At 66.8% G+C, this 21319-nt stretch carries 25 protein-coding genes; 19 read left to right on the forward strand and 6 right to left on the reverse strand.

The annotated features are described in order from the left end of the window. Nucleotides 1-321: 321 nt before the first annotated feature. Entirely contained in the window at nucleotides 322-1017 is a 696-nt protein-coding gene (locus KEC57_RS07070; RefSeq protein WP_229383871.1) for a hypothetical protein, read from the reverse strand. A 360-nt stretch (nucleotides 1018-1377) separates the two neighbouring features. Here KEC57_RS07070 and KEC57_RS07075 point away from each other — a divergent pair, with 360 nt between their 5' ends. The 5 genes from KEC57_RS07075 to KEC57_RS19170 all read left to right on the forward strand — a co-directional run bounded on the left by KEC57_RS07075 (nucleotide 1378) and on the right by KEC57_RS19170 (nucleotide 4207). Further along, a complete protein-coding gene (locus KEC57_RS07075; RefSeq protein ID WP_229383872.1) occupies nucleotides 1378-1887 on the forward strand; it encodes a helix-turn-helix domain-containing protein in 510 nt (169 codons plus the stop codon). Beyond that, complete coding sequence (locus KEC57_RS07080; protein ID WP_229383873.1) at nucleotides 1884-2318, forward strand: hypothetical protein; 435 nt, start codon at nucleotides 1884-1886, stop codon at nucleotides 2316-2318. The genes KEC57_RS07075 and KEC57_RS07080 overlap by 4 nt, the downstream gene beginning before the upstream one ends. A 142-nt stretch (nucleotides 2319-2460) precedes the next feature. After that, nucleotides 2461-2718: a hypothetical protein gene (locus KEC57_RS07085; protein WP_229383874.1), complete on the forward strand. Its 258-nt coding sequence runs from the start codon at nucleotides 2461-2463 to the stop codon at nucleotides 2716-2718. A 207-nt stretch (nucleotides 2719-2925) separates the two neighbouring features. Then, entirely contained in the window at nucleotides 2926-3498 is a 573-nt protein-coding gene (locus KEC57_RS07090; protein WP_229383875.1) for a recombinase family protein, read from the forward strand. A gap of 250 nt (nucleotides 3499-3748) precedes the next feature. Further along, nucleotides 3749-4207 (forward strand): DNA N-6-adenine-methyltransferase, encoded by a 459-nt coding sequence (locus KEC57_RS19170; RefSeq protein ID WP_372457007.1) that lies wholly within the window; start codon nucleotides 3749-3751, stop codon nucleotides 4205-4207. Between the two features lie 8 nt (nucleotides 4208-4215). Here KEC57_RS19170 and KEC57_RS07095 read toward each other — a convergent pair whose 3' ends face one another. The 3 genes from KEC57_RS07095 to KEC57_RS07105 all read right to left on the reverse strand — a co-directional run bounded on the left by KEC57_RS07095 (nucleotide 4216) and on the right by KEC57_RS07105 (nucleotide 6889). Continuing rightward, nucleotides 4216-5715, reverse strand: coding sequence for a recombinase family protein (locus tag KEC57_RS07095; protein ID WP_229383876.1), 1500 nt, complete (start codon nucleotides 5713-5715; stop codon nucleotides 4216-4218). Then, complete coding sequence (locus KEC57_RS19085) at nucleotides 5712-6266, reverse strand: hypothetical protein (protein ID WP_229383877.1); 555 nt, start codon at nucleotides 6264-6266, stop codon at nucleotides 5712-5714. The genes KEC57_RS07095 and KEC57_RS19085 overlap by 4 nt, the downstream gene beginning before the upstream one ends. A 101-nt stretch (nucleotides 6267-6367) precedes the next feature. Continuing rightward, the gene (locus tag KEC57_RS07105) at nucleotides 6368-6889 is read right to left on the reverse strand and encodes a hypothetical protein (RefSeq protein ID WP_229383878.1); all 522 of its coding nucleotides are present in this window, start codon (nucleotides 6887-6889) and stop codon (nucleotides 6368-6370) included. A gap of 383 nt (nucleotides 6890-7272) precedes the next feature. Here KEC57_RS07105 and KEC57_RS07110 point away from each other — a divergent pair, with 383 nt between their 5' ends. The 5 genes from KEC57_RS07110 to KEC57_RS07130 all read left to right on the forward strand — a co-directional run bounded on the left by KEC57_RS07110 (nucleotide 7273) and on the right by KEC57_RS07130 (nucleotide 10560). Beyond that, nucleotides 7273-7641, forward strand: coding sequence for a hypothetical protein (locus KEC57_RS07110; protein ID WP_229383879.1), 369 nt, complete (start codon nucleotides 7273-7275; stop codon nucleotides 7639-7641). A 45-nt stretch (nucleotides 7642-7686) separates the two neighbouring features. Continuing rightward, nucleotides 7687-8052 carry a TraR/DksA family transcriptional regulator gene (locus KEC57_RS07115; RefSeq protein WP_229383880.1) on the forward strand — a complete coding sequence of 122 codons (366 nt, stop codon included), beginning with the start codon at nucleotides 7687-7689 and terminating at the stop codon, nucleotides 8050-8052. 1 nt (nucleotide 8053) lies between these two features. Continuing rightward, nucleotides 8054-8488 (forward strand): YchJ family protein, encoded by a 435-nt coding sequence (locus KEC57_RS07120; protein ID WP_229383881.1) that lies wholly within the window; start codon nucleotides 8054-8056, stop codon nucleotides 8486-8488. Nucleotides 8489-8534: 46 nt separating this feature from the next. Further along, a complete protein-coding gene (locus tag KEC57_RS07125) occupies nucleotides 8535-9314 on the forward strand; it encodes an isocitrate lyase/PEP mutase family protein (RefSeq protein ID WP_229383882.1) in 780 nt (259 codons plus the stop codon). 136 nt (nucleotides 9315-9450) lie between these two features. Next, the gene (locus KEC57_RS07130; RefSeq protein ID WP_229383883.1) at nucleotides 9451-10560 is read left to right on the forward strand and encodes an NAD(P)-binding domain-containing protein; all 1110 of its coding nucleotides are present in this window, start codon (nucleotides 9451-9453) and stop codon (nucleotides 10558-10560) included. Here KEC57_RS07130 and KEC57_RS07135 read toward each other — a convergent pair. Then, complete coding sequence (locus KEC57_RS07135; protein ID WP_229383884.1) at nucleotides 10557-11588, reverse strand: serine hydrolase domain-containing protein; 1032 nt, start codon at nucleotides 11586-11588, stop codon at nucleotides 10557-10559. The genes KEC57_RS07130 and KEC57_RS07135 overlap by 4 nt on opposite strands. Nucleotides 11589-11672: 84 nt before the next feature. Here KEC57_RS07135 and KEC57_RS07140 point away from each other — a divergent pair, with 84 nt between their 5' ends. From KEC57_RS07140 to KEC57_RS07180, 9 genes are all read left to right on the forward strand, one after another. Continuing rightward, complete coding sequence (locus KEC57_RS07140; RefSeq protein WP_229383885.1) at nucleotides 11673-11888, forward strand: SCO4848 family membrane protein; 216 nt, start codon at nucleotides 11673-11675, stop codon at nucleotides 11886-11888. A 60-nt stretch (nucleotides 11889-11948) separates the two neighbouring features. Then, nucleotides 11949-12593: an SDR family oxidoreductase gene (locus KEC57_RS07145; protein ID WP_229383886.1), complete on the forward strand. Its 645-nt coding sequence runs from the start codon at nucleotides 11949-11951 to the stop codon at nucleotides 12591-12593. A 49-nt stretch (nucleotides 12594-12642) separates the two neighbouring features. Next, nucleotides 12643-13692: a zinc-dependent alcohol dehydrogenase family protein gene (locus KEC57_RS07150; protein ID WP_229383887.1), complete on the forward strand. Its 1050-nt coding sequence runs from the start codon at nucleotides 12643-12645 to the stop codon at nucleotides 13690-13692. A 159-nt stretch (nucleotides 13693-13851) separates the two neighbouring features. Continuing rightward, complete coding sequence (locus KEC57_RS07155; protein WP_229383888.1) at nucleotides 13852-14019, forward strand: hypothetical protein; 168 nt, start codon at nucleotides 13852-13854, stop codon at nucleotides 14017-14019. Next, the gene (locus tag KEC57_RS07160) at nucleotides 14016-14750 is read left to right on the forward strand and encodes a PH domain-containing protein (protein ID WP_229383889.1); all 735 of its coding nucleotides are present in this window, start codon (nucleotides 14016-14018) and stop codon (nucleotides 14748-14750) included. The genes KEC57_RS07155 and KEC57_RS07160 overlap by 4 nt, the downstream gene beginning before the upstream one ends. Nucleotides 14751-15033: 283 nt before the next feature. Continuing rightward, a complete protein-coding gene (gene rpsA, locus KEC57_RS07165) occupies nucleotides 15034-16488 on the forward strand; it encodes a 30S ribosomal protein S1 (protein WP_229383890.1) in 1455 nt (484 codons plus the stop codon). A gap of 191 nt (nucleotides 16489-16679) precedes the next feature. Beyond that, nucleotides 16680-17168 carry a GIY-YIG nuclease family protein gene (locus KEC57_RS07170; RefSeq protein ID WP_229384402.1) on the forward strand — a complete coding sequence of 163 codons (489 nt, stop codon included), beginning with the start codon at nucleotides 16680-16682 and terminating at the stop codon, nucleotides 17166-17168. A gap of 95 nt (nucleotides 17169-17263) precedes the next feature. After that, nucleotides 17264-18940 (forward strand): sensor histidine kinase, encoded by a 1677-nt coding sequence (locus KEC57_RS07175; RefSeq protein ID WP_229383891.1) that lies wholly within the window; start codon nucleotides 17264-17266, stop codon nucleotides 18938-18940. Next, nucleotides 18937-20103, forward strand: coding sequence for a hypothetical protein (locus KEC57_RS07180; RefSeq protein WP_229383892.1), 1167 nt, complete (start codon nucleotides 18937-18939; stop codon nucleotides 20101-20103). Before KEC57_RS07175 ends, KEC57_RS07180 begins: the two co-directional genes overlap by 4 nt. A gap of 12 nt (nucleotides 20104-20115) precedes the next feature. Here the strand turns inward: KEC57_RS07180 and KEC57_RS07185 are convergent, their stop codons facing one another. Continuing rightward, nucleotides 20116-20856 carry a response regulator transcription factor gene (locus KEC57_RS07185; RefSeq protein ID WP_229383893.1) on the reverse strand — a complete coding sequence of 247 codons (741 nt, stop codon included), beginning with the start codon at nucleotides 20854-20856 and terminating at the stop codon, nucleotides 20116-20118. Between the last annotated feature and the right edge of the window lie 463 nt (nucleotides 20857-21319).

Raw genomic sequence — 21319 nt, forward strand, 5'->3', positions numbered from 1 at the left:
ACGTCCGGCTCAACGTACGCACCGGTACCCCTTCGCGAACCGGTACATCGCCCCGTCGTCGTGACGTGGACGACGCCGTCGCGGCCGGACATCATCCGGCCTGAGAGACGGCCCGAGATGGCGGAAGGACGCGAGACGAACCGCTCGCACCGCTGTCCGCCCGAGCATCGACATGAGCGTACTTCAAGCTGTTACGTGGTGCACAAATGTCGATGCGTGCCGTGTCGAGAGTTCCAGATTGCACGAATGAGCGCGTGGCGCGAAAGAAGAAGGCTCAAAGACAATTCATGAAAATGGCAACGGGGCCATACCGAACTATTGTTAGAGGTCGGCCAACAGCGCATCCAAATCTTTAGTATCTAACCATGAAGAGTCTTCTTCTTGGGTGTCCATCATCAAATGAATCTCATCTGCTCTGAGAGAATTCTTCTTTGAAGAATCCGCGTCTGACGACGCGGGCGATGGAGCGTCAGCGACTGAGCGATTCTTATCATTCATTACATTACTGAGATTCCTATTGTGTTCTCCAGTAGCACTACCCGGTTCTCCAGTAGCACTACCCGGTTCTCCAGTAGCACTACCCGGTTCTCCAGTAGCACTTGCTCTTTCGGTCCATCCTTCTGCATCTCGCTTGGACAATACCTTTTCCACTTCTGGTGAGCGACGGAACTCGAAGACTTCCGAAGGCTGACCTCCGTTCCTCCCCTGGTGAAGCTCGACCACCTCAATGGCTCCGTTGGTCTTCAGAACGTCCAACACCTTAGTGATGGTCTCATGGTGAGCACCCGTGAGCCGGTGGAGGGCCTTCTTGCTTGGATTCACCCTCGTACCGGTCTCGTAGTCGCCGAACTGTGCCAGGGTCATGCCCACGGCCACGAAGGACGGACGGGATACACCAGCCCGCTTCAGGGCCAATGTAGGGAAGTGCAGGACGAACCATCTGAACTCAGAGTGGCTGAGTGCCCCAGGGGCAAGAATCTTCTGGGCCTTGCGTGTTGGCTTCTTGTATTGGGCCATTGTCGTACTCCATGTTTGCTTTGCCTTCTCTATTTCGGAATCGAGAAGGACGAGGCCAGGCGGTGCGGAAACATGGAAATCGCTAAACCGCCTGGCCTCACCTAGGGTGACGCGGGATTCCGATTCCGCTGACGTACTTATACGTCCGCCTTTCACTATCGTCCAGAATCTTCTCAGAATCTTCTCGAAATCTCGTCACTATCTCGCTCAGTGCGCGATAGTAGAAAGTACGGAATTGGAAAGGCAAAAGGGAATCCTTACCCAAGGGCTTTCTGATTCCTACTGGGGGGATTCTCGCGGGGTACACCCCAGCCCAACAAAGAGTCGCGAGAATCCGCAAATCTTCAAAGGAAACAGACCATGGCCAGACAATCGACGGTGACGACACACCCGCAAGTCGCGCGCATCAACGAGATGTTGGCCGATGGTGTGCCTTACTCGGAAATCGCACGGCACATGGGGCTGTCACTCGCCAGTGTCGGAAGATATGCCCTTCTCGTTAAGAGCGAGCTAGCCAAGTTTGTGGACGACGAACCGTCGGCTTACGTCGTCATCACCCGGCTTCTCGAAGCCGCCGACCACGCCCAGGAAGCTCGTCGCCGTTCTCGCGTCTCGGGGTCCCCGATTCACCAGGCGAGGGCAATCAAGGCCGAGACCGATGTTCTCGCGCGACTGGTTGACGAACTCGGAATCACTGACACATCGGCGACAGAGGTGTACCAGGCCTCACACGAGCTTGTGCAGGTTCTCGCAGAGTATGCCCGCGATGAGCCGCAGTATGCGCGAGCACTAATCGACCGCCTGAAGAAGCACGACAACCTCACTGACCTAGCGGCGGCACTCAGCCGCCAGAACAGGAACCAATCATGACTAAGCCAGCGACCGGCATCTACCACGTGAGGGCCTCCGGGCTCACCGTCCCGGGAATCCCGGCGACCCCGACCGGCACGGCGACGGGGCGAGTTCTCCGACGTGGCGAAGAGTTCGAAGTCACGCCCGAACTGTACGCCGAAACGCTCGACCGCAACGGCGAATCTTGGTTGGATTTGACCCCCGAACAACAGGTGACCCGATGGGGGCAACAGCGCTTTGGTGCTGGGCCAACGCCGGAGGGCATCGTCATCGGTGATGACGATGAAGGCTATTTGTATCGCCTGGGTGTCGCGGCACGTGAGCAGGCGCTTGCAGTGTCGGACCCCGGCGACCGCGCACTCGCACTGAAGGCGGTCTACCGCGATTACGGTGCGGCCCTGAACCCAACCCAGCCAGCCCAGATTTACCCGGCGCGGAACGGTTTCTAGAAGATGAACTCGGCAAACGTCGCTCTCGTCGCTCTCGTCGCCGTCGTGGCCGACCTCGACTCAGGCCGAATCGCCGCTTCCGACAACGACCACGAAATTCTGAATCACGCGATGGAAGTTCTCGCCCAGCTTGGAGACGAAAATGAACGATGACACGTCCTGGCGTGCCCCTCGAAAGAGCACACCGGCTGATGATGCGCGACTACGTGCCGTCGTTGCCGACATGCGCCAAATCGAGCGTGACGCCGCGAACGCCTACGTCGCGCCCGAATGGACCGATGAGGACGTGGCAAGAATCTTCGACGCCGACGACCCCGAGGTAAAACGACTCACCCGAGTCGATGACGCCGACCCCGAAGTTTCCCGCCTCGCGCGTCTTGCACGCGACCTAGACCGCTGAGCGCCCCCTACTCGCTCAGCCCCCACATCGCCCCTTCGCGCCTCTCCTTGGGTCTCCGCGAAGGGGCGATGTTCTCTCTCAAAAACGATGCTCCCTTGAGAGAGCGCCGATGCCCCTTCCAGTACGTTCCAGTACGCCGAATGGGTCTATCAAAACCCAAGCGTTAATGACTTGCATAAATGTGCGAGTTGTTGAGAGACTAGACGCATGGCAACCGCGACAGGCACCCGGCTCGGATACGTTCGCGTCTCGACGGGCAAGCAAGACGAAACCCTCCAGCACGACGCCCTCGACGGCGCAAAGGTGCTGAAGCGGAATCGATACGTTGACCATGGCGTGAGCGGGTCCAAGACTTCCCGCCCCGGACTCGATGCCCTTCAGGCAGATGCTGAGCCGGGAGACACCATCGTGGTCTACAAGCTCGACAGAATCGGGCGCAGCACAGCACACGTTGCCCAGTTGCTTGCAGACCTCACTGAGCGCGGCATCTTCGTAGAGTCCATTAGCGATGGCCTCAACTCCTCTACGCCGACCGGCAGGGCCATGCTCCAAATGCTGGCCATCTTCGCCGAGATGGAGCGCGCGTTCATCTCTGAGCGCACGACGGCAGGACTTGCCGCCGCGAAGGCTCAGGGCCGCGTGGGGGGACGCCCCAAGACTGACAACGCCAAAGCTCGCAAGGCTCAAGCTCTCCGCAACTCAGGGGAGAGCGTGCCCGAGATTGCCCGCACGCTGGGCATGAGCGCGGCGACTGTCTACCGGCTGACCAAAGCCGTCTGATTCCCTTCGCTCCAGTACGCTCCAGTACGTGCTGAGTGCCCCGGATAAAGCCCTAGAGAATCGCCTACGCCGTGCCGCCAAGGCACGCGGCTACTTGCTGGAGCGGAATCCCGTCAGGACGCCCTCAGCGCCCGCCTACGGCCTCTACAGGCTCAGGGCGTCCGCAGGTGCGAAGACGGCACCCTACGCCCTCCCGCTGTCACAGGTGGCGGATGCAATCCAGACCGCCAAGACCCCGAAGAAGCAACGTGTGGTCACTGACCGATGGCTAACGCCGAAGCCTCTAGTTCAGGCTCTGGGCGAGTTTGACCTAGACCCGTGCGGAGCACCCGGGCATGAGTTGGCCGCTCGAACGCTGATTCTTGAGAATGGGGATGATGGCCTACAGGACCCTTGGCATGGCCGGGTCTGGCTCAATCCGCCATTCTCCCGTGCAGAGCCCCACAGAGCGTTTGTCGCCCGGATGGCAGAGCACGGGCACGGAACAGCCCTCCTCCCCCTTTGGACCGATACTGACGTCTGGGAGGACTCCGTGTGGACAGTCGCGGCGGCAATCCTCGTGCTTCGTAACCGAGTGCGATTCCTGAAAGCGGATGGTAGCCCCTCACCAGGCGCGCCCTTCGCGATGGCTCTAGTCGCCTACGGCGAGCAAGACGCCGACGCCCTGGCCGGTTCCGGCATTGGAGGGCACTTTCTGCCGGTGAGCTAGTCCGGCCTCTATGCCCAGGCCTCTTCGGATTCTGGATTGAGTGACAGCACCTTAAGGTGTGATACCTCGTACTCCCGATTCTTCCCGCCCAATAGGCGAACTTGTACGTAAGTCCGGGCCAAATGCCGCCGTTGCTCCAGCGGCAGTGCGTCAAATCGAGAAGCTAGTTCCTTCTGAAGCTCAGCCATGCCTTCGAATGAGGCTACGTGCGTTACTGGGTCGATGAAACCGGCTCGGAGGTCCACAAGCATGTGGGCGGACGCAGAGCGCGTTCTAGCGCCTTCTAGCTTCGCCTGGAGCTTTGCAAGAGGTTCGTTACTTTTGTCCAGCACCTTCTTCAATTCAGCCGCAGTGATGGCCCCAGAGTTTCTGAGGGCGATGAACTCACCTCGTCTGGCTTGAAGCTCTTTCACCTGAGCCTGGACTGAGAGGACATCTGCCGTACCGTCTCCCAACTCTTTGGTAGTGCCATAGGCGAAGGCATCGATAACGGCCTTCCGAATCAGGGCATCCACTTCTGCGACGTGTCCTGATGGGTGACGTTCGCCGTTCCGCTGAGGGTTGGCACAGTTGAGAATCTTGATATTGCCGGTCTTGTCCTGGGAAGTGTTGCTTTTCGTCTTGAAGCCACACTTGCCACAGATGGCGGAAGCCGTAGACATGTGAGTGGGTTTGAAGCCAGGACTGAAGGACGTTCCGGAGCCGATGGTGTGCGTTACGCGCCTCCAGAGTTCTTCATCCACAATGGGCGTCCAGGAGCCGTAGACGCCTTCAATCAGATGCCCCTCCTTGTCGGCCACCAGCCCAGCGTTTCGGGGTCGCAGGAGAATCGCCCGGATGTGTGCATGGGTCCATCCCTTCTTGCCTCCCTTGCGCTGGGGAATCTGGAGTTCGTTCCAGAGCTTCACGAGGCTGGAGATGGATTTGCCTTCGTCCATATGGACGTACGCGGCGCGGATGTGGTCTGCCTCCCACTCGACAATCTCGAAGCCGTCATAGCCGAAGGTGTTCGCTGGAGCGGGAAACTCACCTTCTGTCCTCATGCGTTCGAACTCGCGCCGGATGCGCTCACTCTTCACTTGAGATTCGAACTGAGCGATGGCATCGAGAATCTTGGCCAGAAGTCCACCCTCGGCGGTTGACGGGTCCACGGTCATGCCGCTAGCGAACTGCCATGTAACTTTCTTCTTCACACTGCCCACGCGCAGGATGGTTGCCTCTTCCTCGTTGCGCGTCAGGCGGTCCTGATGACGGGCAAGGATGATGTCAACTTCCCCGTCATCCATCGCGCTCAAGAGCCGTGTGAAGGCCGGTCGGGTCTTACCGGAGTACCCTGACATGCCGTCGTCCACGAACTCCCCAGCGGCCTCGTAGCCGTTCGCAGAGAGCATCTTTCGGAGGTCGGCTAGCTGGGTCTCGATGCTGTCGCTCGGCTCGGCATTGCCCTTGTCGTTCTGGGCCGTAGACAGACGTGCATAGATGGCCGCTCGAAGTGGGATTTGGCTCACACGGACAACTGTAAAGCCGCAGATGCCGCGTACTCGACCGTGACGGCCGCCTCGAAGCTTCCGCGCGAACGGTACGCGTGGCTCGTGGTGGTGGGCGTGAACTGCGCCTGCCCGAGTGCCGCCCATGCGGCGCCGCCCGTCGCACTGCGCCAAGACGTGCCGTCGCCGTGATCGAACACGAACGCGACCGGCACGAAGCGCACGGTGACGTCCCAGCCGAGTACGACGCCCGCCAGGTGCTGCTCGGATGCCGCGGCCACGAGATTCGCCGGCATCCCCACCAGGCCGAACCCGGCCGGCTCACCCGAAAGCGTCGGCGTGGCCGGACGGAATGAGGCGAGGTCGTCGAGAGTCACATCGGGGAACGAGACGACGCTGTACTCGATGCAGCGATTGAGCGGACCGCAGTCCTCCGGCACCGGCGTGGGGGCGGGATCGGGGGCGGTGATCGAGTTCGGACCTTGGTCATCCCCGCCGTGGGTTCCCGGCGTCCATGCCCCGCCATCGGAGCGGTTTCCAAAAATCGTGACTTCCGCCTCGTCGGTCGTCACGCACAGGCCGGCTGCAGCTGCGGTCGCGCTGCAACCGCCGACTGCGCTAATGGGAACAGAAGCTGTTGAGACGGTGAGCAAGACGGACAACGCGACCGACGTCAGCACTGTTTACCCTCGGCCACAGCGCTCTTGGAAATAAGCAACTCAGAGTCGGTCTTGAGGAACGTCGACTCAAGAGCGATCGTCGGTTCACGATCGGCAGGCGTTACATCCGCGCCAGATTCATCAATGACGCGCGCTTCAGTTGAATCGAGGCAAACCACGGCGACAACCTCGGTGTACTCACTCGATGTGGACTCACCGTGAAAAGATGCGAGACGACTCGGCCCAACGATCATCACATGTGACTGGGTGAGGAGCTGATGTGTATCGATTTCCGCCTCAAGTGCGTCGCCGATTAGGAAGTCCATCGGGTCGGGCAATGCGGATGGATCGGCCCGGCGTGCGTTCAGCGCATCGACATACGCACGGTACGTGGCCTCGGCGGCGGCGAAAGCCTCTTCCTCGGTACCGAAGGCGGCGGTCGGAGTCGGCGTCGGGTCGGGCGCAGCCGGGGCGCACGCGCTCAGCGCGATCACGAGCGCCGCGATGCCGAGCGCGTATGCCAGAGGTCCTCTCACCCGCACCAACGTACCGGGGCGGCACAGGCGGCATCCGAGTTATCCACACCCGGACGCAGCAGCGGAAGAAGCCGGCGATCGCGCGGGGGGTCGCAGATCGCCGGCTCCGGGCGGGTCGGTGAGACCGCCCCTCGTGCCCCCGGGGGTCGGGCACGAGGAGTGGTCCCCGGCGACGCTTCGCCGTGCGGGAGAATCGCGCGGAATCGAGGCCTGGAGACGCTTCGGCGACCCCGCGAGTTCCTCTTCACCCTGTCATCGCGACCTGGGAGGAACCTATGGTCCGACCCCATTTTCGCCCCATGCCGAGGCCCATTCCCCGCTCTGTCCGCCATGTTGCTCGCGCCACGCTGGCAGCCACGTCCGCCGCCTGCCATCATGTGCCCATGGGTATCGCGAAGCGGCTGCTCGTTCTGGGTGTGGCAGGTGCTGTGCTGGCACTGTCGGCGTGCGCGGCACCCGCCGGATCCGGCTTCCCTCCCGTCAAGGCCAACGTGGACGAACTGCAGGGCGCGAGAGTGGGCCTCGCCGTCGGGCAGTTGCTCAGCATCGACACCGGAGACCTGGCGGTCGTGAGCTACACCGGTGTCGTGGCCGATCCCGCCGTCGCCCGCTTCATCGCGGGCCGCGACGAGAGCGGGACGCTCTACAACCCGGGTATCGAGGGGCTGTCGGTGGGCACCACCACCGTTGTGCTGTCGAACACCGACGGGGGCATCGAGGACGTCACCTTCACCGTCCATGTCTCGCACTGACGTACGCGAGTGCGGGCGGGCCGGATCGGTCGTATCCTCGGGGCGATGACCACCGCCGCCCACCGCACCGAGTTGCGCGCCCTCCTCGATGAACTCCGGACCGAGGCGGTCCAGCGTCTCGCCGCGATCGACGAGACCATCGCCCAGCTGCGCGCCGACCGTGGAACCGATGTGGCGGACGACGAGCACGATCCCGAGGGCGTGACGCTCTCCGCGGAATGGGCACGGGCGGTCGGGCTTCAGGCGGCGGATCGCCGCGAGATCGCAGAGATCGACGATGCGGTGCGCCGGTGGGAGGCGGGCAGGTACGGAGTGTGCATCGACTGCGGTCGAGGCATCCCCATCGCTCGTCTGCGCGTTCGTCCGTTCGCGACCCGCTGCGTGGCCTGCGCCGAGAAGGCCGGGGTCTGACGTGTCGTTCGGCGCGGCGGCATCGGGCGCCGCGAGCGACGGATTCCCCCGTGTCGACGAAAGTGCCGCGTGTCCGTGCGGCAGCGGGGAGCGATTCGACGGATGCTGTCGCCCCCTGCTGCGGGGATACCCGGCCCCGACGGCCGAGCGGCTCATGCGCTCGCGGTACACGGCGTTCGTCGTGGGCGACGCCCGCTACCTGTCCGAGACGTGGCATCCGGGCACGCGACCGGACGATCTGTCGCTCGACCCGGGACAGCGCTGGAGCGGACTTGAGATCGTCGATGTCGTCGACGGCGGCGACGGCGACGCGCGCGGCGCCGTCGAGTTCCATGCGCGCTGGCGCTACGGTCGCGACCGTGGCGAGCTCCACGAGCGCAGCCGGTTCGTGCGGCAGAGCGAGCGCTGGTGGTACCTCGACGGGATCGTCCAGTAGCTCGGCGGCCGGCCCGCAGACGCCCGCGCGCCGATAGCGTGGAACCATGACGACCCAGGCAGAGAAGGCACAGACCCTTGCGCGGCTGCACGCGGCGCCCGAGATCCTGCGGGTGGTGAACGTGTGGGATGCGGTGTCGGCGAAGACGATCGCAGCGCTGCCCGAGACTCGCGCCATCGCCACCGCCGGCCATTCCATCGCGGCGACCTTCGGCTACGCCGACGGCGAGAACATCCCGCTCGAGCTGATGCTCGACATGGTGGGGCGCATCGTCGAGGCGGTCGGCGATCTTCCGGTCAGCGCCGACCTCGACGCCGGATTCGGCGATGCGGGAGAGACCGTGCGCCGCGCGATCGGCAAGGGCGTGGTCGGCGCGAACGTCGAGGATCGCCTGCGTCCCCTGGGCGATGCCGTCGCTGCGGTCGAAGCCATCGTCGCCGCCGGAGCGGCCGAGGGGGTGCCATTCGTGCTCAACGCCCGGACCGACGCGTTCGTGCGCGCCGGCGGACGCCCGGCCGAGGAATCGCTCGCCGACGCGATCGAGCGCGGCCGCGCGTACCTCGCGGCCGGTGCCGACCTCGTCTTCGTGCCCGGTGCACTCAACGCCGACGTGACCCGTGCGCTGGTCGAGGGCATCGGCCCGCGCAAGCTCAGCGTCATCGGTCTTCCCGGAGCCCTGACCGCCGCCGAGTACGAGGCCCTCGGCGTCGCCCGCGTCTCGTACGGGCCGATGACGCAGCGGGTCGCCCTGACCGCGCTGCAGGATGTGGCCGCAGACCTGTACCGCGACGGCGCCATCCCGGCGGGCACCCGCACCCTGAACTGACGTGGACCGGGATGTCGCGTCCGCAGGCGCGACATCCGGGCACGGCCGGCCGGGACGATCCCACCGAGGCGAGTGCCGGCCGGTGCGCTGGGCGCTGCCCGGGAATCGCCGAGCGATGACCGACGTTGCGTCAGGCATGGAACCCGCAGCCATCGACGTCGACGTGGTCGTGATCGGTGCCGGGCAGGCGGGGCTGTCGGCCGCGTACCACCTGCGCCGCCGCGGATTCGTGCCACTCGGCCACCCGGACGCCACCGACCGCGTCGACCCGTCGTTCGTGGTGCTCGATGCGAACGCGGATGCCGGGGGAGCGTGGCAGCACCGGTGGCCATCGCTGCGCATGGCGACCGTGAACGGCATCCACGAGCTCCCGGGATTCGCCGTGCCGCCGGCCGATCCCTCCGCCGCGAGCCGCGACATCCTTCCCCCGTACTTCGCGGACTATGAGGACCGCTTCGGTCTCGCCGTCGTGCGACCGGTCACGGTGTCCACCGTGCGCCGCGCCGACGACGATCCGCTCGGGCGACTGATCATCGAAACGGATCGCGGGGCGTGGGCGGCGCGCTACGTCATCAACGCCACAGGAACCTGGACACGGCCGTTCTGGCCCCGCTATCCCGGTCAAGCGCGCTTCGGCGGCCGTCAGCTCCACGTCGCCGACTACGTCTCGGCCGAAGAGTTCGCCGGCAAGCGCGTCGTGATCGTCGGGGCGGGCATCTCGGCGGTGCAGCTGCTCGATGAGATCTCGCACGTCGCCGACACATTCTGGGTGACGCGCCGTGAGCCGGAGTGGATCGACGAGGACTTCGACATCGCGAAGCGGGTCGCCGCGATCGCCGGCGTCGAGGATCGCGTGCGGCGCGGCCTGCCGCCCGGCAGCGTCATCTCGGTCACCGGCATGCACTGGACTCCGTGGGCGCGAGCCGCCGAGGCGCGGGGTGTACTGGTGCGGCATCCGATGTTCTCCGCGATCGAAGTGGGCGGGGTCCGCATGCCGGACGGGTCGTTCGAGGCCGCCGACGTGATCCTGTGGGCCACCGGGTTCCGCCCTGCTCTCGACCACCTCGCTGCGCTCCGCCTCCGGACGCCGGACGGCGGCATCCGTGTGGCGAACGGCCGGTCGATCGACGAGCCCCGTCTCTTCCTCATCGGGTACGGCCCGTCGCAGTCCACGGTGGGCGCCAATCGTGCCGGACGCGAAGCGGTGCGCGCGATCATGGGCGACCGAGCGGCGCTCGCCGCCTAAGGTCGGGCGAGGTGCTCGACGAAGGTGCGGATGACGTCCCACGCCCCCTCGGACGAGTTCGACACGATCGTCACCGTCGCCCGCGTCTCGGGATCGAAGCGCGTACGGATCGACACCCCGGCGTCGTACCCCTCGAGCACGATCCCCGGGCCCTCCGCGTCGAGCCAGAACCCCATGCCGTAGCGAAGGCGCTCAGATTCCACGAACACGCGAGGGCGCCACATCTCGGCGATCACCTCGTCAGGAAGCACCAGGCCGTCCGCGAGGGCGCGCCAGAAGCGGCTCAGGCCCGCAGCGTCGGAGAACGCGCCGCCGTCGCCGTTGCCGCGCACCGGCAGGTGCAGCACGTTCGTCCGGAGCGACTGCGGGTCGTCGGCCAGGTAGCCGATCGCGGCATCACCGGGCAGCTCGTCCAGACGCAGGAATCCGGTGCGGGTCAGCCCTGCGGGGGTGAGGACGCGTTGCGCGACCACGTCGTGGAACGGCATTCCCGACACTCGCTCCAGCGCGATCGCCAACACGATGTAGCCGCCGTTGTTGTATGCGAATCGCTCGCCGGGCGGCGACTTCTGCGGTTGCCCGTCGACGGCGCGCACGAACGCCTCGGTCTGGGCGAGCTCATGGACCGGCACCGTCAGGACGTAGTCCTCGACCTCCCAGTCCGCTTCCTCATCGAGATAGTCGCCGATCCCCGAGGTGTGGGTCAGGAGGTGCTCGACCGTCACCGCGTCGTCCACCAGCGGCAGATCCGCACCCAGGATGTCGCGCACCGGTGTGTCGAGAGCGATCACGCTGTCGCCGATCAGCGACATCGCCGCGAGCGCGGTGAACGCCTTGCTCGCGCTCGCCATGGCGAACATCGTGCCGACGTCGTTCGGGATGCCGTGCGCCCGATCGGCGAGGCCGTACGCCGACGAGAACACCTGGACGCCGTCGGCGTCGATCGAGACGACGCCGCTCATGCCGCTCTCACGGGCGCGCACATCCAGCGATCCGCCGAGGGCTGCGAGGTCGAGCGCATCGGTCATGCAGCTCACGCTACGGGTGCCCCGCCCGCTCCGCCAGGCGCTGCGCGGTCGGTCGCGGGCCTTGTGCCTGCGTAGGCTTGCGGGGTGACGACGCTCCTCGCCGTGCTCCTGTTCCTCAACGCCGCATTCAACGTCCTCGTGTGGCCGACGTTCTACCGCCGGGTCGCGAAAGACCCCCGTGCGCGCGACGCGAACGGTCGTGCCACCCGATTCCTCACGGTGCACATCGTGCTCATCGCGGTCGCGCTGACGCTGGCTGCGGCATCCGTCGTCGCCGGTATCGCCGCGCTCGTCGGCTAGGCCCGAACCAGGCGTTCACCCGTCACGCGTAGCGTGGAGGGACGCGACGAAAGGAACACCATGGCACGCATCCTCATCTTCGGCGGTCACGGCAGGATCGCCCTTCTTCTCGAGCCGCTCCTGGTCGCGGCCGGCCACACGGTCACCGCGGTGATCCGCAATCGAGAGCACGAAGCGGATGTCGCCGCGACGGGCGCTCAGCCGCTCGTGGCCGACGTCGAGCGGTTCGACCTCGCCCAGCTGACCAACCTCGTGAGCGGCAACGACATCGTGGTGTGGACGGCGGGCGCCGGCGGCGGCGATACCTCGCGCACTTATGCGGTGGACCGCGATGCGGCGATCCGCTCGATGGACGCCGCGGCCGCCGCGGACGTCGAGCGCTACGTCATGGTGTCGTGGATCGGCTCTCGCGCCGACCACGGTGTCGACCCGGAGTCGTCGTTCTTCGCCTATGCCGACGCCAAATGGGCTGCCGACGCGCACCTCGCGGACAGCGACCTGGACTGGACGATCCTCGCTCCGGGCACGCTCACCCTCGACGCACCCACCGGCCGCATCGAGGTGGATCCCGACGGGAGCGGGGCGGTTCCTCGGGCCGATGTCGCCACCGTCGTGGTCGCCACGATCGCCGACGACACCACGATCGGCCGCACGATCCGATTCGGCAGCGGCGACGAGTTCATCGGCCACGCGATCGCGCGCTGAGACGGCGCCGAACCGGCGGGACCCGACCGTCGAGTCATAGGCTCGACCCATGCTCGCCACCGTCATCCACGCCGCCCGTGACATCCGCGTCGAAGAAGTCCCCGACCCGGTCCTCTCGACAGGCGCCGACGCGATCGTCCGCGTGGTCGCCGCATGCGTCTGCGGATCGGACCTCTGGCCCTACCGAGGCGTGACCCCGACCGATCGCCCGCATCGCATCGGCCACGAGTTCGTCGGCGTCGTCGAAGAGGCGGGGCCCGAGGTGGCGCTCGTGCGCCCCGGCGACTTCGTGATCGCGCCGTTCTACGTGTGCGACGGAACATGTGCGAACTGCCGGAACGGCGTCAGCACCTCATGCCTCGCGGGCGGCTGGTGGGGCAGCGACGACCGTGCCGGTGCCTTCGCCGACGGCGGGCAGGGGGAGCGCGTGCGTGTGCCGCTCGCCGACGGCACCCTCGCGGTCGTCCCCGGTCCCGTCTCGGACGACGAGATCCCCGGGCTGCTGACGCTGAGCGACGTGATGGGCACCGGGCACCACGCCGCCGTGTCGGCCGGGGTCGCCCGCGGAGACACGGTCGCGGTCGTCGGTGACGGTGCTGTCGGGCTCTGCGCCATCATCGCGGCGAAGCGACTCGGAGCGACGACGATCATCGCGATGTCGCGGCATCCGCAGCGCCAGGCGCTCGCCCGCGAGTTCGGTGCCACCCATGTCGTCGAGGAGCGGGGCGACGAGGGTGTCGAGCGGGTGCGAGCGCTCACCGGAGGGCTCGGCGCCGATCGCGTGCTGGAGTGCGTCGGCACCAAGGAATCGATGGATCAGGCACTGCGATCAGCGCGTCCGGGCGGGATGGTCGGCTTCGTGGGCGTCCCCAATGGTGGGCCCGAGCTGCCGGTCAGGACGATGTTCAGCCGCAACGTGGGCGTGAACGGCGGTGTCGCGCCGGTACGCGGATACATCGAGGAGCTCCTTCCCGATGTGCGCTCGGGGGCGATCCGGCCCGGTCTGGTCTTCGATCTCGAACTGCCGCTGACGGATGCCGCGGAGGCGTACGCCGCGATGGACGAGCGGCGTGCGACCAAGGTGCTCCTGAGGCCCTGATCGGTCCTCGTCGACCGGCGGCAGTGCGGGAGACGGACCGGACCAGGCGACTCGCCGCGCGCCTGACCGGTCGACGCTGGCTGCGGGGGTAGAACTGCAGGAGTTGCGCTCTGGGGGGATCGCTCCCGCCGTCGACTCGAAAAGGACCCCCCACACACCATGAAGCTGGTCAAGCGCATCGTCATCGGGCTCGTCATCGCGTTCGCGGTGTTCTATCTCGTCACCCGCCCGCAGGATGCGGCCAACGCCGTGCAAGGCGCGATCGGAGCGGTGTGGGGCGCCGGCGCCGCCGTCGCCCAGTTCTTCACGACCCTCGCCAGCGGGTGAGTGTGTTCGATCCGCGGATCGAGAAGCACCTCATCGTCGATCACGGCGAAGTGGTGATCGACGAGGTTCGCAAGCACTGGGCGGCGATCGTCGCCGCAGTGCTCGAACTGTTCGCGGGGGCCATCGTGCTGCTGCCGTCGTTCTTCGTCCCTCCGCTGGTGTGGTGGGTGCCGGCGCTCGTCGGCGGGGGAGTCGTGCTCCATGCGGCGTGGCGCATCCTCGAGCAGCACACCGACCGGTTCGTCATCACGAACATGCGCGTGTTCCGGGTGCACGGCATCCTCTCGCAGAGCATCGCGACGATGCCGCTCGCGCGCATCCTCGACATCTCGGTGCACACGCCGATCATCGGCCGGATCTTCGGATACGGCCACTTCGTTTTCGAGTCCGCCGCGCAGGCTCAGGGTCTGCGTGAGATCCGCTTCGTCGGAGACCCGGACGCGCGGGGGCTCACGATCCAGCGCGTCATCCAGCAGGCCGGTCTTCGGGGTCGTGTCGATCCGCAGACGCAGGCTCCGGTGGTGCCGCCCCGCCCCGCACCACCGCTGCCGGCGCCCGGTAATCGCCCGGAACGCCCCGAAGGCGACACCGACGGATGGGGCTGGCTCGCCGACGCGCAACGGCGCGAGGACGAGCATCTGGATCGGCTGCGGCGCGGCGAGACGAGCCCTGCTCCGGCGTCATTCGATCCCGATCGCACGACCACCGCCCCGATCGATCTGCCCCGCTGAAGAGGTGCTGTTTCACCCGCGCCGAGCCCGATCGGGCGGGCGATACGGAACATCGCGGTTGACCCCCGCGTTCTGATAGCCTTGGGTGTCACTCGTGTGGCCGTTTCGGCACGCCTGGCTCCCGGTTTCGCACCGGTATCCAGAACCTCACCAGGGCGGGTGACATCGCACGGCAACAAATCCGCTTCGCTTCGGCTCGAGGCATCCGTTCGCGCTCGCGCGGGGGGACCGCCACGAAACGCCGGGGCCCGATACCCCAAACCCAACAAGGACAACCCACTACATGACTACCGCAACGACCGCCCCGGCCACCAAGCAGGTCGCGATCAACGACATCGGATCTGCCGAGGACTTCCTGGCAGCGGTCGAACTGACCCTCAAGTTCTTCAACGACGGCGACCTCATCGAAGGAACCGTCGTGAAGATCGACCGCGACGAGGTGCTCCTCGACGTCGGCTACAAGACCGAGGGTGTCATCCCCTCACGCGAGCTCTCCATCAAGCACGATGTCGACCCCAACGAGGTCGTCAAGGTCGGCGACGAGGTCGAGGCTCTTGTTCTCCAGAAGGAGGACAAGGAAGGCCGCCTCATCCTGTCCAAGAAGCGTGCGCAGTACGAGCGCGCGTGGGGCGACGTCGAGAAGATCAAGGAGAACGACGGTGTCGTCACCGGTTCCGTGATCGAGGTCGTCAAGGGTGGCCTCATCGTCGACATCGGCCTCCGCGGCTTCCTGCCGGCATCGCTCATCGAGCTGCGCCGCGTCCGCGACCTGACGCCGTACCTCGGCCAGGAGATCGAGGCGAAGATCCTCGAGCTCGACAAGAACCGCAACAACGTCGTGCTCTCGCGCCGCGCCCTGCTCGAGCAGACGCAGTCCGAGTCGCGCACCACGTTCCTCAACAACCTCCACAAGGGCCAGGTCCGCAAGGGCACCGTCTCGTCGATCGTCAACTTCGGTGCGTTCGTCGACCTGGGCGGCGTGGACGGCCTCGTGCACGTCTCCGAGCTCTCGTGGAAGCACATCGAGCACGCCTCCGAGGTCGTCGAGGTCGGTCAGGAAGTCACCGTCGAGATCCTCGAGGTCGACCTGGATCGCGAGCGCGTGTCGCTCTCGCTCAAGGCGACGCAAGAGGACCCGTGGCAGGTCTTCGCCCGTACCCACGCCATCGGCCAGGTTGCACCGGGCAAGGTCACCAAGCTCGTTCCGTTCGGTGCGTTCGTGCGCGTCGCGGACGGCATCGAGGGCCTCGTGCACATCTCGGAGTTGTCGGGCAAGCACGTCGAGCTCGCCGAGCAGGTCGTGTCGGTCGGCGAAGAGGTCTTCGTCAAGATCATCGACATCGACCTCGAGCGTCGCCGCATCTCGCTCTCGCTGAAGCAGGCGAACGAGTCGGTCGACCCCACCGGCACCGAGTTCGACCCCGCCCTCTACGGCATGGTCACGGAGTACGACGAGAACGGGGAGTACAAGTACCCCGAGGGATTCGACCCCGAGACGAACGCCTGGCTCGAAGGATTCGACGAGCAGCGCGAGAAGTGGGAGCAGGAGTACGCCGCTGCCCACGCTCGCTGGGAGGCGCACAAGGCCGCCGTCCTCAAGGCCCTCGAGGCCGAGGCTGCAGCGCCCGTCGAGACCGGCTCGAGCTCGAGCTCGTACTCGTCCGACAGCGGCCCCGCGGGCACGCTGGCTGACGACGAGGCTCTCGCGGCTCTCCGCGAGAAGCTGTCGGGCCGCTGATCCGGCAATGATCGACCGGCTCGTCTGAGCCGTCATCCGAAAGGGCCGTCACCACGGAGCAATCCGTGTGTGGCGGCCCTTTCGCCGTTGTTGGGGGAGGGGCGGCGTAGTCTCGCGGGGTGCCCGATGACGTCCGCTGCCTCGTAGACGATGACGGATGCCGCGGCCAGGTGCCGCGGGATGCTCCGGTGATGCTGTGCGAGCGACATCTGGCAGCGGCGGGAGACTGGTGCGAGGCCGAGTACGGGGCGAGCGACGTGCTGCCGTCCCCGTGCGTGCTCTGCGGCTCGAGGCTCGGCGTGCGGCATCGCTCGGGCTGGCTGTGCGCCGTGTGCGAGTGGCGTCACGGCGACATCCCCGATGACGAGCTGCCGCCGCCCCGTGTCGATGTCGTCTACTACCTGCGCTACGCGGATCGCGTGAAGATCGGAACGACCGCGAATCCGCGGCAGCGCTTCGGCGCGATCTGGCACGACGAGGTCATGGCGTTCGAACGCGGCGATCGCGCGCTGGAGCAGCGACGGCACGTGCAGTTCGCGGCGGATCGGTACGAGCGCACGGAGTGGTTCCGGCTGTCCGACGCCCTGCGCGCGCACATCGCGACGGTGGCTGCGGGGATCGACGATCCCTGGTCGCGGCACGCGCGGTGGATGAGCGAAGCGATCGCTCTGCGGGGTTGAGACGGGAGCCTGCGACGGGCGGACCCGGCTCTGCCGGCGCCGGCGACGCGGCGCGGCCCGCGCGCGGGGGCCGCGGCATCCGTTACCGTCACGGTATGACCGCCGCGAGGGAGGATCGATCGAGCCCGCGCGTCGTGCCGCGCGGTCGATCCGGAACGGGCTGGCACGCGCAGGACCTCGCCGATCGCACGCGGGATCGCACCGCCACGTTGAATCAGCTGCTGCTGGCATCCGTCGTCTTCGTGCTCGGCGTGCTGGTGGCGCTGGGATCCTTCCGAGGCGATCTCGTGCTGTTCTTCGCCGGGGTCGTCCTCGTGATCGTGGTGACCGGGGCGACCTTCGTGGTGCCGTGGAACACGATTCCCTACGGCTGGGTCGCGGTCGTGCCCGCACTCGACATCGTCGCGATCACGATGATGCAGGTCGCGGCGCCGACCTCGGCGCTGGGGCTCCTGTGGATCTTCCCGACGACCTGGATCGCGGGAGGGTTCGGCCTGGTGGGCCTGCTCGGCGTCATCTTCGCGATCGCCGGGATCATCAGCGTTCTGAACGCGCTGAGTGACGAGGAGCTGACCTACCAGACTCTGCTGCTTCCGCTCGTGCTCTTCGCGGTCGCGGCGACCAGCCATCTCAACAGCCGCCGTTCCGACGCGCAGCGCATGCTGCTCGCGAAGCAGTCGCAGTTGCTGCGCAGCGTTCTGGCGCGTACGCGACGACAGGAGCAGGTGGTGACGGAGGTGCTCGACGCGGTCGACTTCGGGATCGTGCGCATCGATCCCGACGGTCGTGTGGCCGTCACGAACGATGCACATGGCCGTCTGCAGCAGGCGCAAGAGCCCGACGATTCTGCTCAGGCTGCATTCCGCGACGACGGCACGACCCGGTTGCCGCCCGACGAGCTTCCCGTGGAGCGCGCCCGCCGCGGCGAGGCGTTCGATGATCAGGTCGTGTGGTTCGGAGACGATCCCGAGGAGCGTCGCGCTCTGACGATCACGGCGCGGCGCCTCACCGACCCCGACGGCGAAGATGCCGGCGCGGTCGTCGTGTCGCGCGATATCACCGTAGAGCTCAACGCCCTGCGCGCCCGTGACGACCTCGTCGCGTCCGTGTCGCACGAGCTGCGCACGCCGCTCACGTCGATCCTGGGCTACCTGGACCTCGCGATCGAGAACCCCGAGATCCCCGAGGCGGTCCGCGCGAACCTCGACATCGCCGAGCGCAACGCCGAGCGTCTGCTGCGGATCGTCGCCGATATCCTGGCGGCCTCGAGCTCATCGTCCTCGTCGATCGAAGCATCGCTGACCCCTCAGCTCGTCGATGCGCAGGACGTCGTGCGATCCGCCGCCGAGTCGGCGGTACCGCGCGCCGGCATGCGCGCGATCACCATCGACACGACCGGACTCGAACCCGCACCCGTGTGGGCCGATCCCCTTCGGCTTCGCCAGGTGGTCGACAACCTGGTCTCGAACGCGATCGCGTACAACAAGGACGGCGGCACGGTGTTCGTGGGCACGACGACCGATGGCTTGTGGAGCTGGGTGCTCGTGCGAGACACGGGCGTCGGAATCTCGGATGCCGATCGGTCGCGGCTCTTCCAGCGGTACTACAAAGCGGGTGCCGAGCGTCGTGCGGGAACCGGGCTGGGCCTGGCCATCACCCGCGACATCGTGCGCGCGCACGGCGGCGAGATCGGGCTGCACAGCGCGCCCGGGGTCGGCACCACCTTCGTCGTCAAGCTGCCGGCCGTCGCCGGCGAGAGGACACCGACATGACCCTCGACCTCGCCAGTGTCCTGGTGATGACGGCGCTGGTCGTCAACATCAGCGGCATCCTGTTCATCATCGAAACGTTGCTGCGGCGCGACGAAGGCGCCGGCCGCATCTGGGCGGTGGGCTTCCTCGCCGCGATGCTGACGACGCTCGCCTACATGATCTGGGCGCAGCCCGGAGACGCCTGGTGGGCGATCACCGTCGGCAATGCCGCATTCGTCGCCGGCACCGGATGCATGTGGCTCGGCTGCCGCCGCTTCAACGGCCGGCGGATGACGTGGGCATCGCTCGGCGTGATCGCGGCGGTGATCGCGGCGGCGATGTCTGTGGTCGTGCAGGGTGAGGACGGCGGCGACTGGGCAGGTGCGGTGTGGATGTTCGTCGCCCTGGTCGTGTTCGCCGGTGCGGGCGCCGTGGAGTGTCTCCGCGGCGCGCTGCGAGAATCGCGGACGGCCCTGGTGCTGGGCGCCGTGCTGGGATTCCAGTCGCTGTACTACGTCTTGCGCACAGCGGTCTTCGTCACCTCCGGACCGGAGAGCCCATTGTTCCAGGCCGGGTTCGGAACAATCAGCACGAGCTTCCTCACCGTCATGCTGACGATCGTCGCCGTCGTGATCACCTCGGTCCTGCGCGCGACGCGCGCTCCGATGCGCGGTCACCTCCGACCGGCCAGCGCGTCGGGCGCGTCGGACGGCATCCTCGACGCGCCGTCCTTCTCACGGCTGCTGAGGGACCTATCGGCCCGGGCCGCATGGCGCTCCGAGATCGTTGCGGTCACGGCGGTGCGCATCGACGACCTCGAGCAGATCTCCACGGCGTTCGGCAGCGAAGTCGCCGGAGCGGTGACCGAGGCATGGCGAACCGGTGTCCGACGTCACGCGCCGACGAACGCGACCGTCGCGGAGGACGGGCCGACCGGACTGGTCGTCGCGGTGGTCGTCGCCTCCGCGCAGGAAGCGCGCCGTCAGGCCGGGACCATCTACCGGGGACTGTTCGACGATCTCGGCCGTGTCGGCGGGGGAGTGATACCCGTCGTCGGAGTCGGGGTCTCGCTGAGCGACGCCGCGGGCTACGAGCCGGGGGAGCTCATCCGCGTCGCCCGGGAGGCGGCGAGTCGCGCCGCGACGAGCGTGGAGACATCGGTTCTGATGGGTGACGCCGAGTAGCGGAATCCGCCGTCACGCGGTGAGTCGGTATCCGACTCCGCGCACGGTCTCGATCCAGCGCGGCTGAGCGGGCGACTCGCCGAGCTTGCGGCGGAGATTCGCCACGTGCACCTCGATCGCGCGGGAGTCGCTGTCGGTGACGAACTCGATCCCGGTGTGCTGCTCGCCGCGCAGCATGAGGGCGAGATCGGACTTCGCGCGCACTCGGCGACCCGCGGCCAGCAGGTCGGCGAGGATGTCGAACTCGCTGCGCGTCAGGTCGGTGTCGGCGTCGTCGACGGTGACGATGCGCGTGTGCACGTTCAGGCGCAGCCCGTGATGCTCGAGCCACGCGGCGTCCTGTCGGGCGCTCTCGTCGGCCGTGGTGGTCGCGGCGACATGGTGTCGCGGCCGTCGCAGCATCGCATCGATCCGCGCCCGCAGTTCGCGGGGCCGGAACGGCTTCGCGACGTAGTCGTCGGCGCCGGCCTCGAGGCCTTGCAGTGCGTCGATCTCCTCGGTGCGGGCGCTCAGCATCACGATGTACGTCGAGCTGACCGCGCGGATGCGCTTCGCCGTCTCGAAACCGTCCATACCGGGCATATTGACGTCGAGCGTCGTCACGAGCGGCTGGTGCTCGAGCACGAGATCGAGCCCCTCGGAGCCGTTGGCCGCGCCGTGCACGTCGAATCCCGCCTGCGACAGCACGGCAGAGAGCAGTGACCGGATGTCTTCCTCATCTTCGATCACCACGGCGACGCGCGTTTCTTCCACCGATGCACCTTCCGGAGCCGGTGAGTCGACGGCGGGCTCCTGGACGTCGGTCAGGATATCCCAGAACGCGGTTCGGAACGTACGATCGGCCTCGAGCATCAGACGCGCCGTGCGATGCTGTCGTGCCCGCAGCCTGCCCCGGTGAGGCGGCGGCCCGGTCCCCCCAGGAACCCGGTGCCGCACGCCCCGCCGGAACGAAAGGGCCGCGCGTACTGCGAGGGACATCCCCACGCCTCGCAGTGCGCTCGCCCCCGTGGGACGGATCGGAGCGGCGGTCGCCCCCGCTGTCGCCTCTCCTCCGTGCCCTGACGGAACCTTCCGCACCGGCCGGTGGCACGATGCAGGCGGTAGGGCAGGCTTTCGGCCGACGTCACTTCGTCACGTCCGCCGAACATGTCTGCCCTTCCCCAGAGCCGCTCCCGCGGTTCCGTCTGTTTCGGGTAGCCCGACGCTATCGCCGGCT

Source organism: Microbacterium allomyrinae (genome assembly GCF_020682705.1).
Lineage (GTDB): Bacteria > Actinomycetota > Actinomycetes > Actinomycetales > Microbacteriaceae > Microbacterium > Microbacterium allomyrinae.

Coding starts and splice junctions, on each gene's coding strand:
- KEC57_RS07070 (WP_229383871.1), bottom strand. CDS start 1,017: ATGGCCCAATACAAGAAGCCAACACGCAAGGCCCAGAAGATTCTTGCC.
- KEC57_RS07075 (WP_229383872.1), top strand. CDS start 1,378: ATGGCCAGACAATCGACGGTGACGACACACCCGCAAGTCGCGCGCATC.
- KEC57_RS07080 (WP_229383873.1), top strand. CDS start 1,884: ATGACTAAGCCAGCGACCGGCATCTACCACGTGAGGGCCTCCGGGCTC.
- KEC57_RS07085 (WP_229383874.1), top strand. CDS start 2,461: ATGAACGATGACACGTCCTGGCGTGCCCCTCGAAAGAGCACACCGGCT.
- KEC57_RS07090 (WP_229383875.1), top strand. CDS start 2,926: ATGGCAACCGCGACAGGCACCCGGCTCGGATACGTTCGCGTCTCGACG.
- KEC57_RS07110 (WP_229383879.1), top strand. CDS start 7,273: ATGGGTATCGCGAAGCGGCTGCTCGTTCTGGGTGTGGCAGGTGCTGTG.
- KEC57_RS07115 (WP_229383880.1), top strand. CDS start 7,687: ATGACCACCGCCGCCCACCGCACCGAGTTGCGCGCCCTCCTCGATGAA.
- KEC57_RS07125 (WP_229383882.1), top strand. CDS start 8,535: ATGACGACCCAGGCAGAGAAGGCACAGACCCTTGCGCGGCTGCACGCG.
- KEC57_RS07130 (WP_229383883.1), top strand. CDS start 9,451: ATGGAACCCGCAGCCATCGACGTCGACGTGGTCGTGATCGGTGCCGGG.
- KEC57_RS07135 (WP_229383884.1), bottom strand. CDS start 11,588: ATGACCGATGCGCTCGACCTCGCAGCCCTCGGCGGATCGCTGGATGTG.
- KEC57_RS07145 (WP_229383886.1), top strand. CDS start 11,949: ATGGCACGCATCCTCATCTTCGGCGGTCACGGCAGGATCGCCCTTCTT.
- KEC57_RS07150 (WP_229383887.1), top strand. CDS start 12,643: ATGCTCGCCACCGTCATCCACGCCGCCCGTGACATCCGCGTCGAAGAA.
- KEC57_RS07155 (WP_229383888.1), top strand. CDS start 13,852: ATGAAGCTGGTCAAGCGCATCGTCATCGGGCTCGTCATCGCGTTCGCG.
- rpsA (WP_229383890.1), top strand. CDS start 15,034: ATGACTACCGCAACGACCGCCCCGGCCACCAAGCAGGTCGCGATCAAC.
- KEC57_RS07170 (WP_229384402.1), top strand. CDS start 16,680: ATGCTGTGCGAGCGACATCTGGCAGCGGCGGGAGACTGGTGCGAGGCC.
- KEC57_RS07175 (WP_229383891.1), top strand. CDS start 17,264: ATGACCGCCGCGAGGGAGGATCGATCGAGCCCGCGCGTCGTGCCGCGC.
- KEC57_RS07180 (WP_229383892.1), top strand. CDS start 18,937: ATGACCCTCGACCTCGCCAGTGTCCTGGTGATGACGGCGCTGGTCGTC.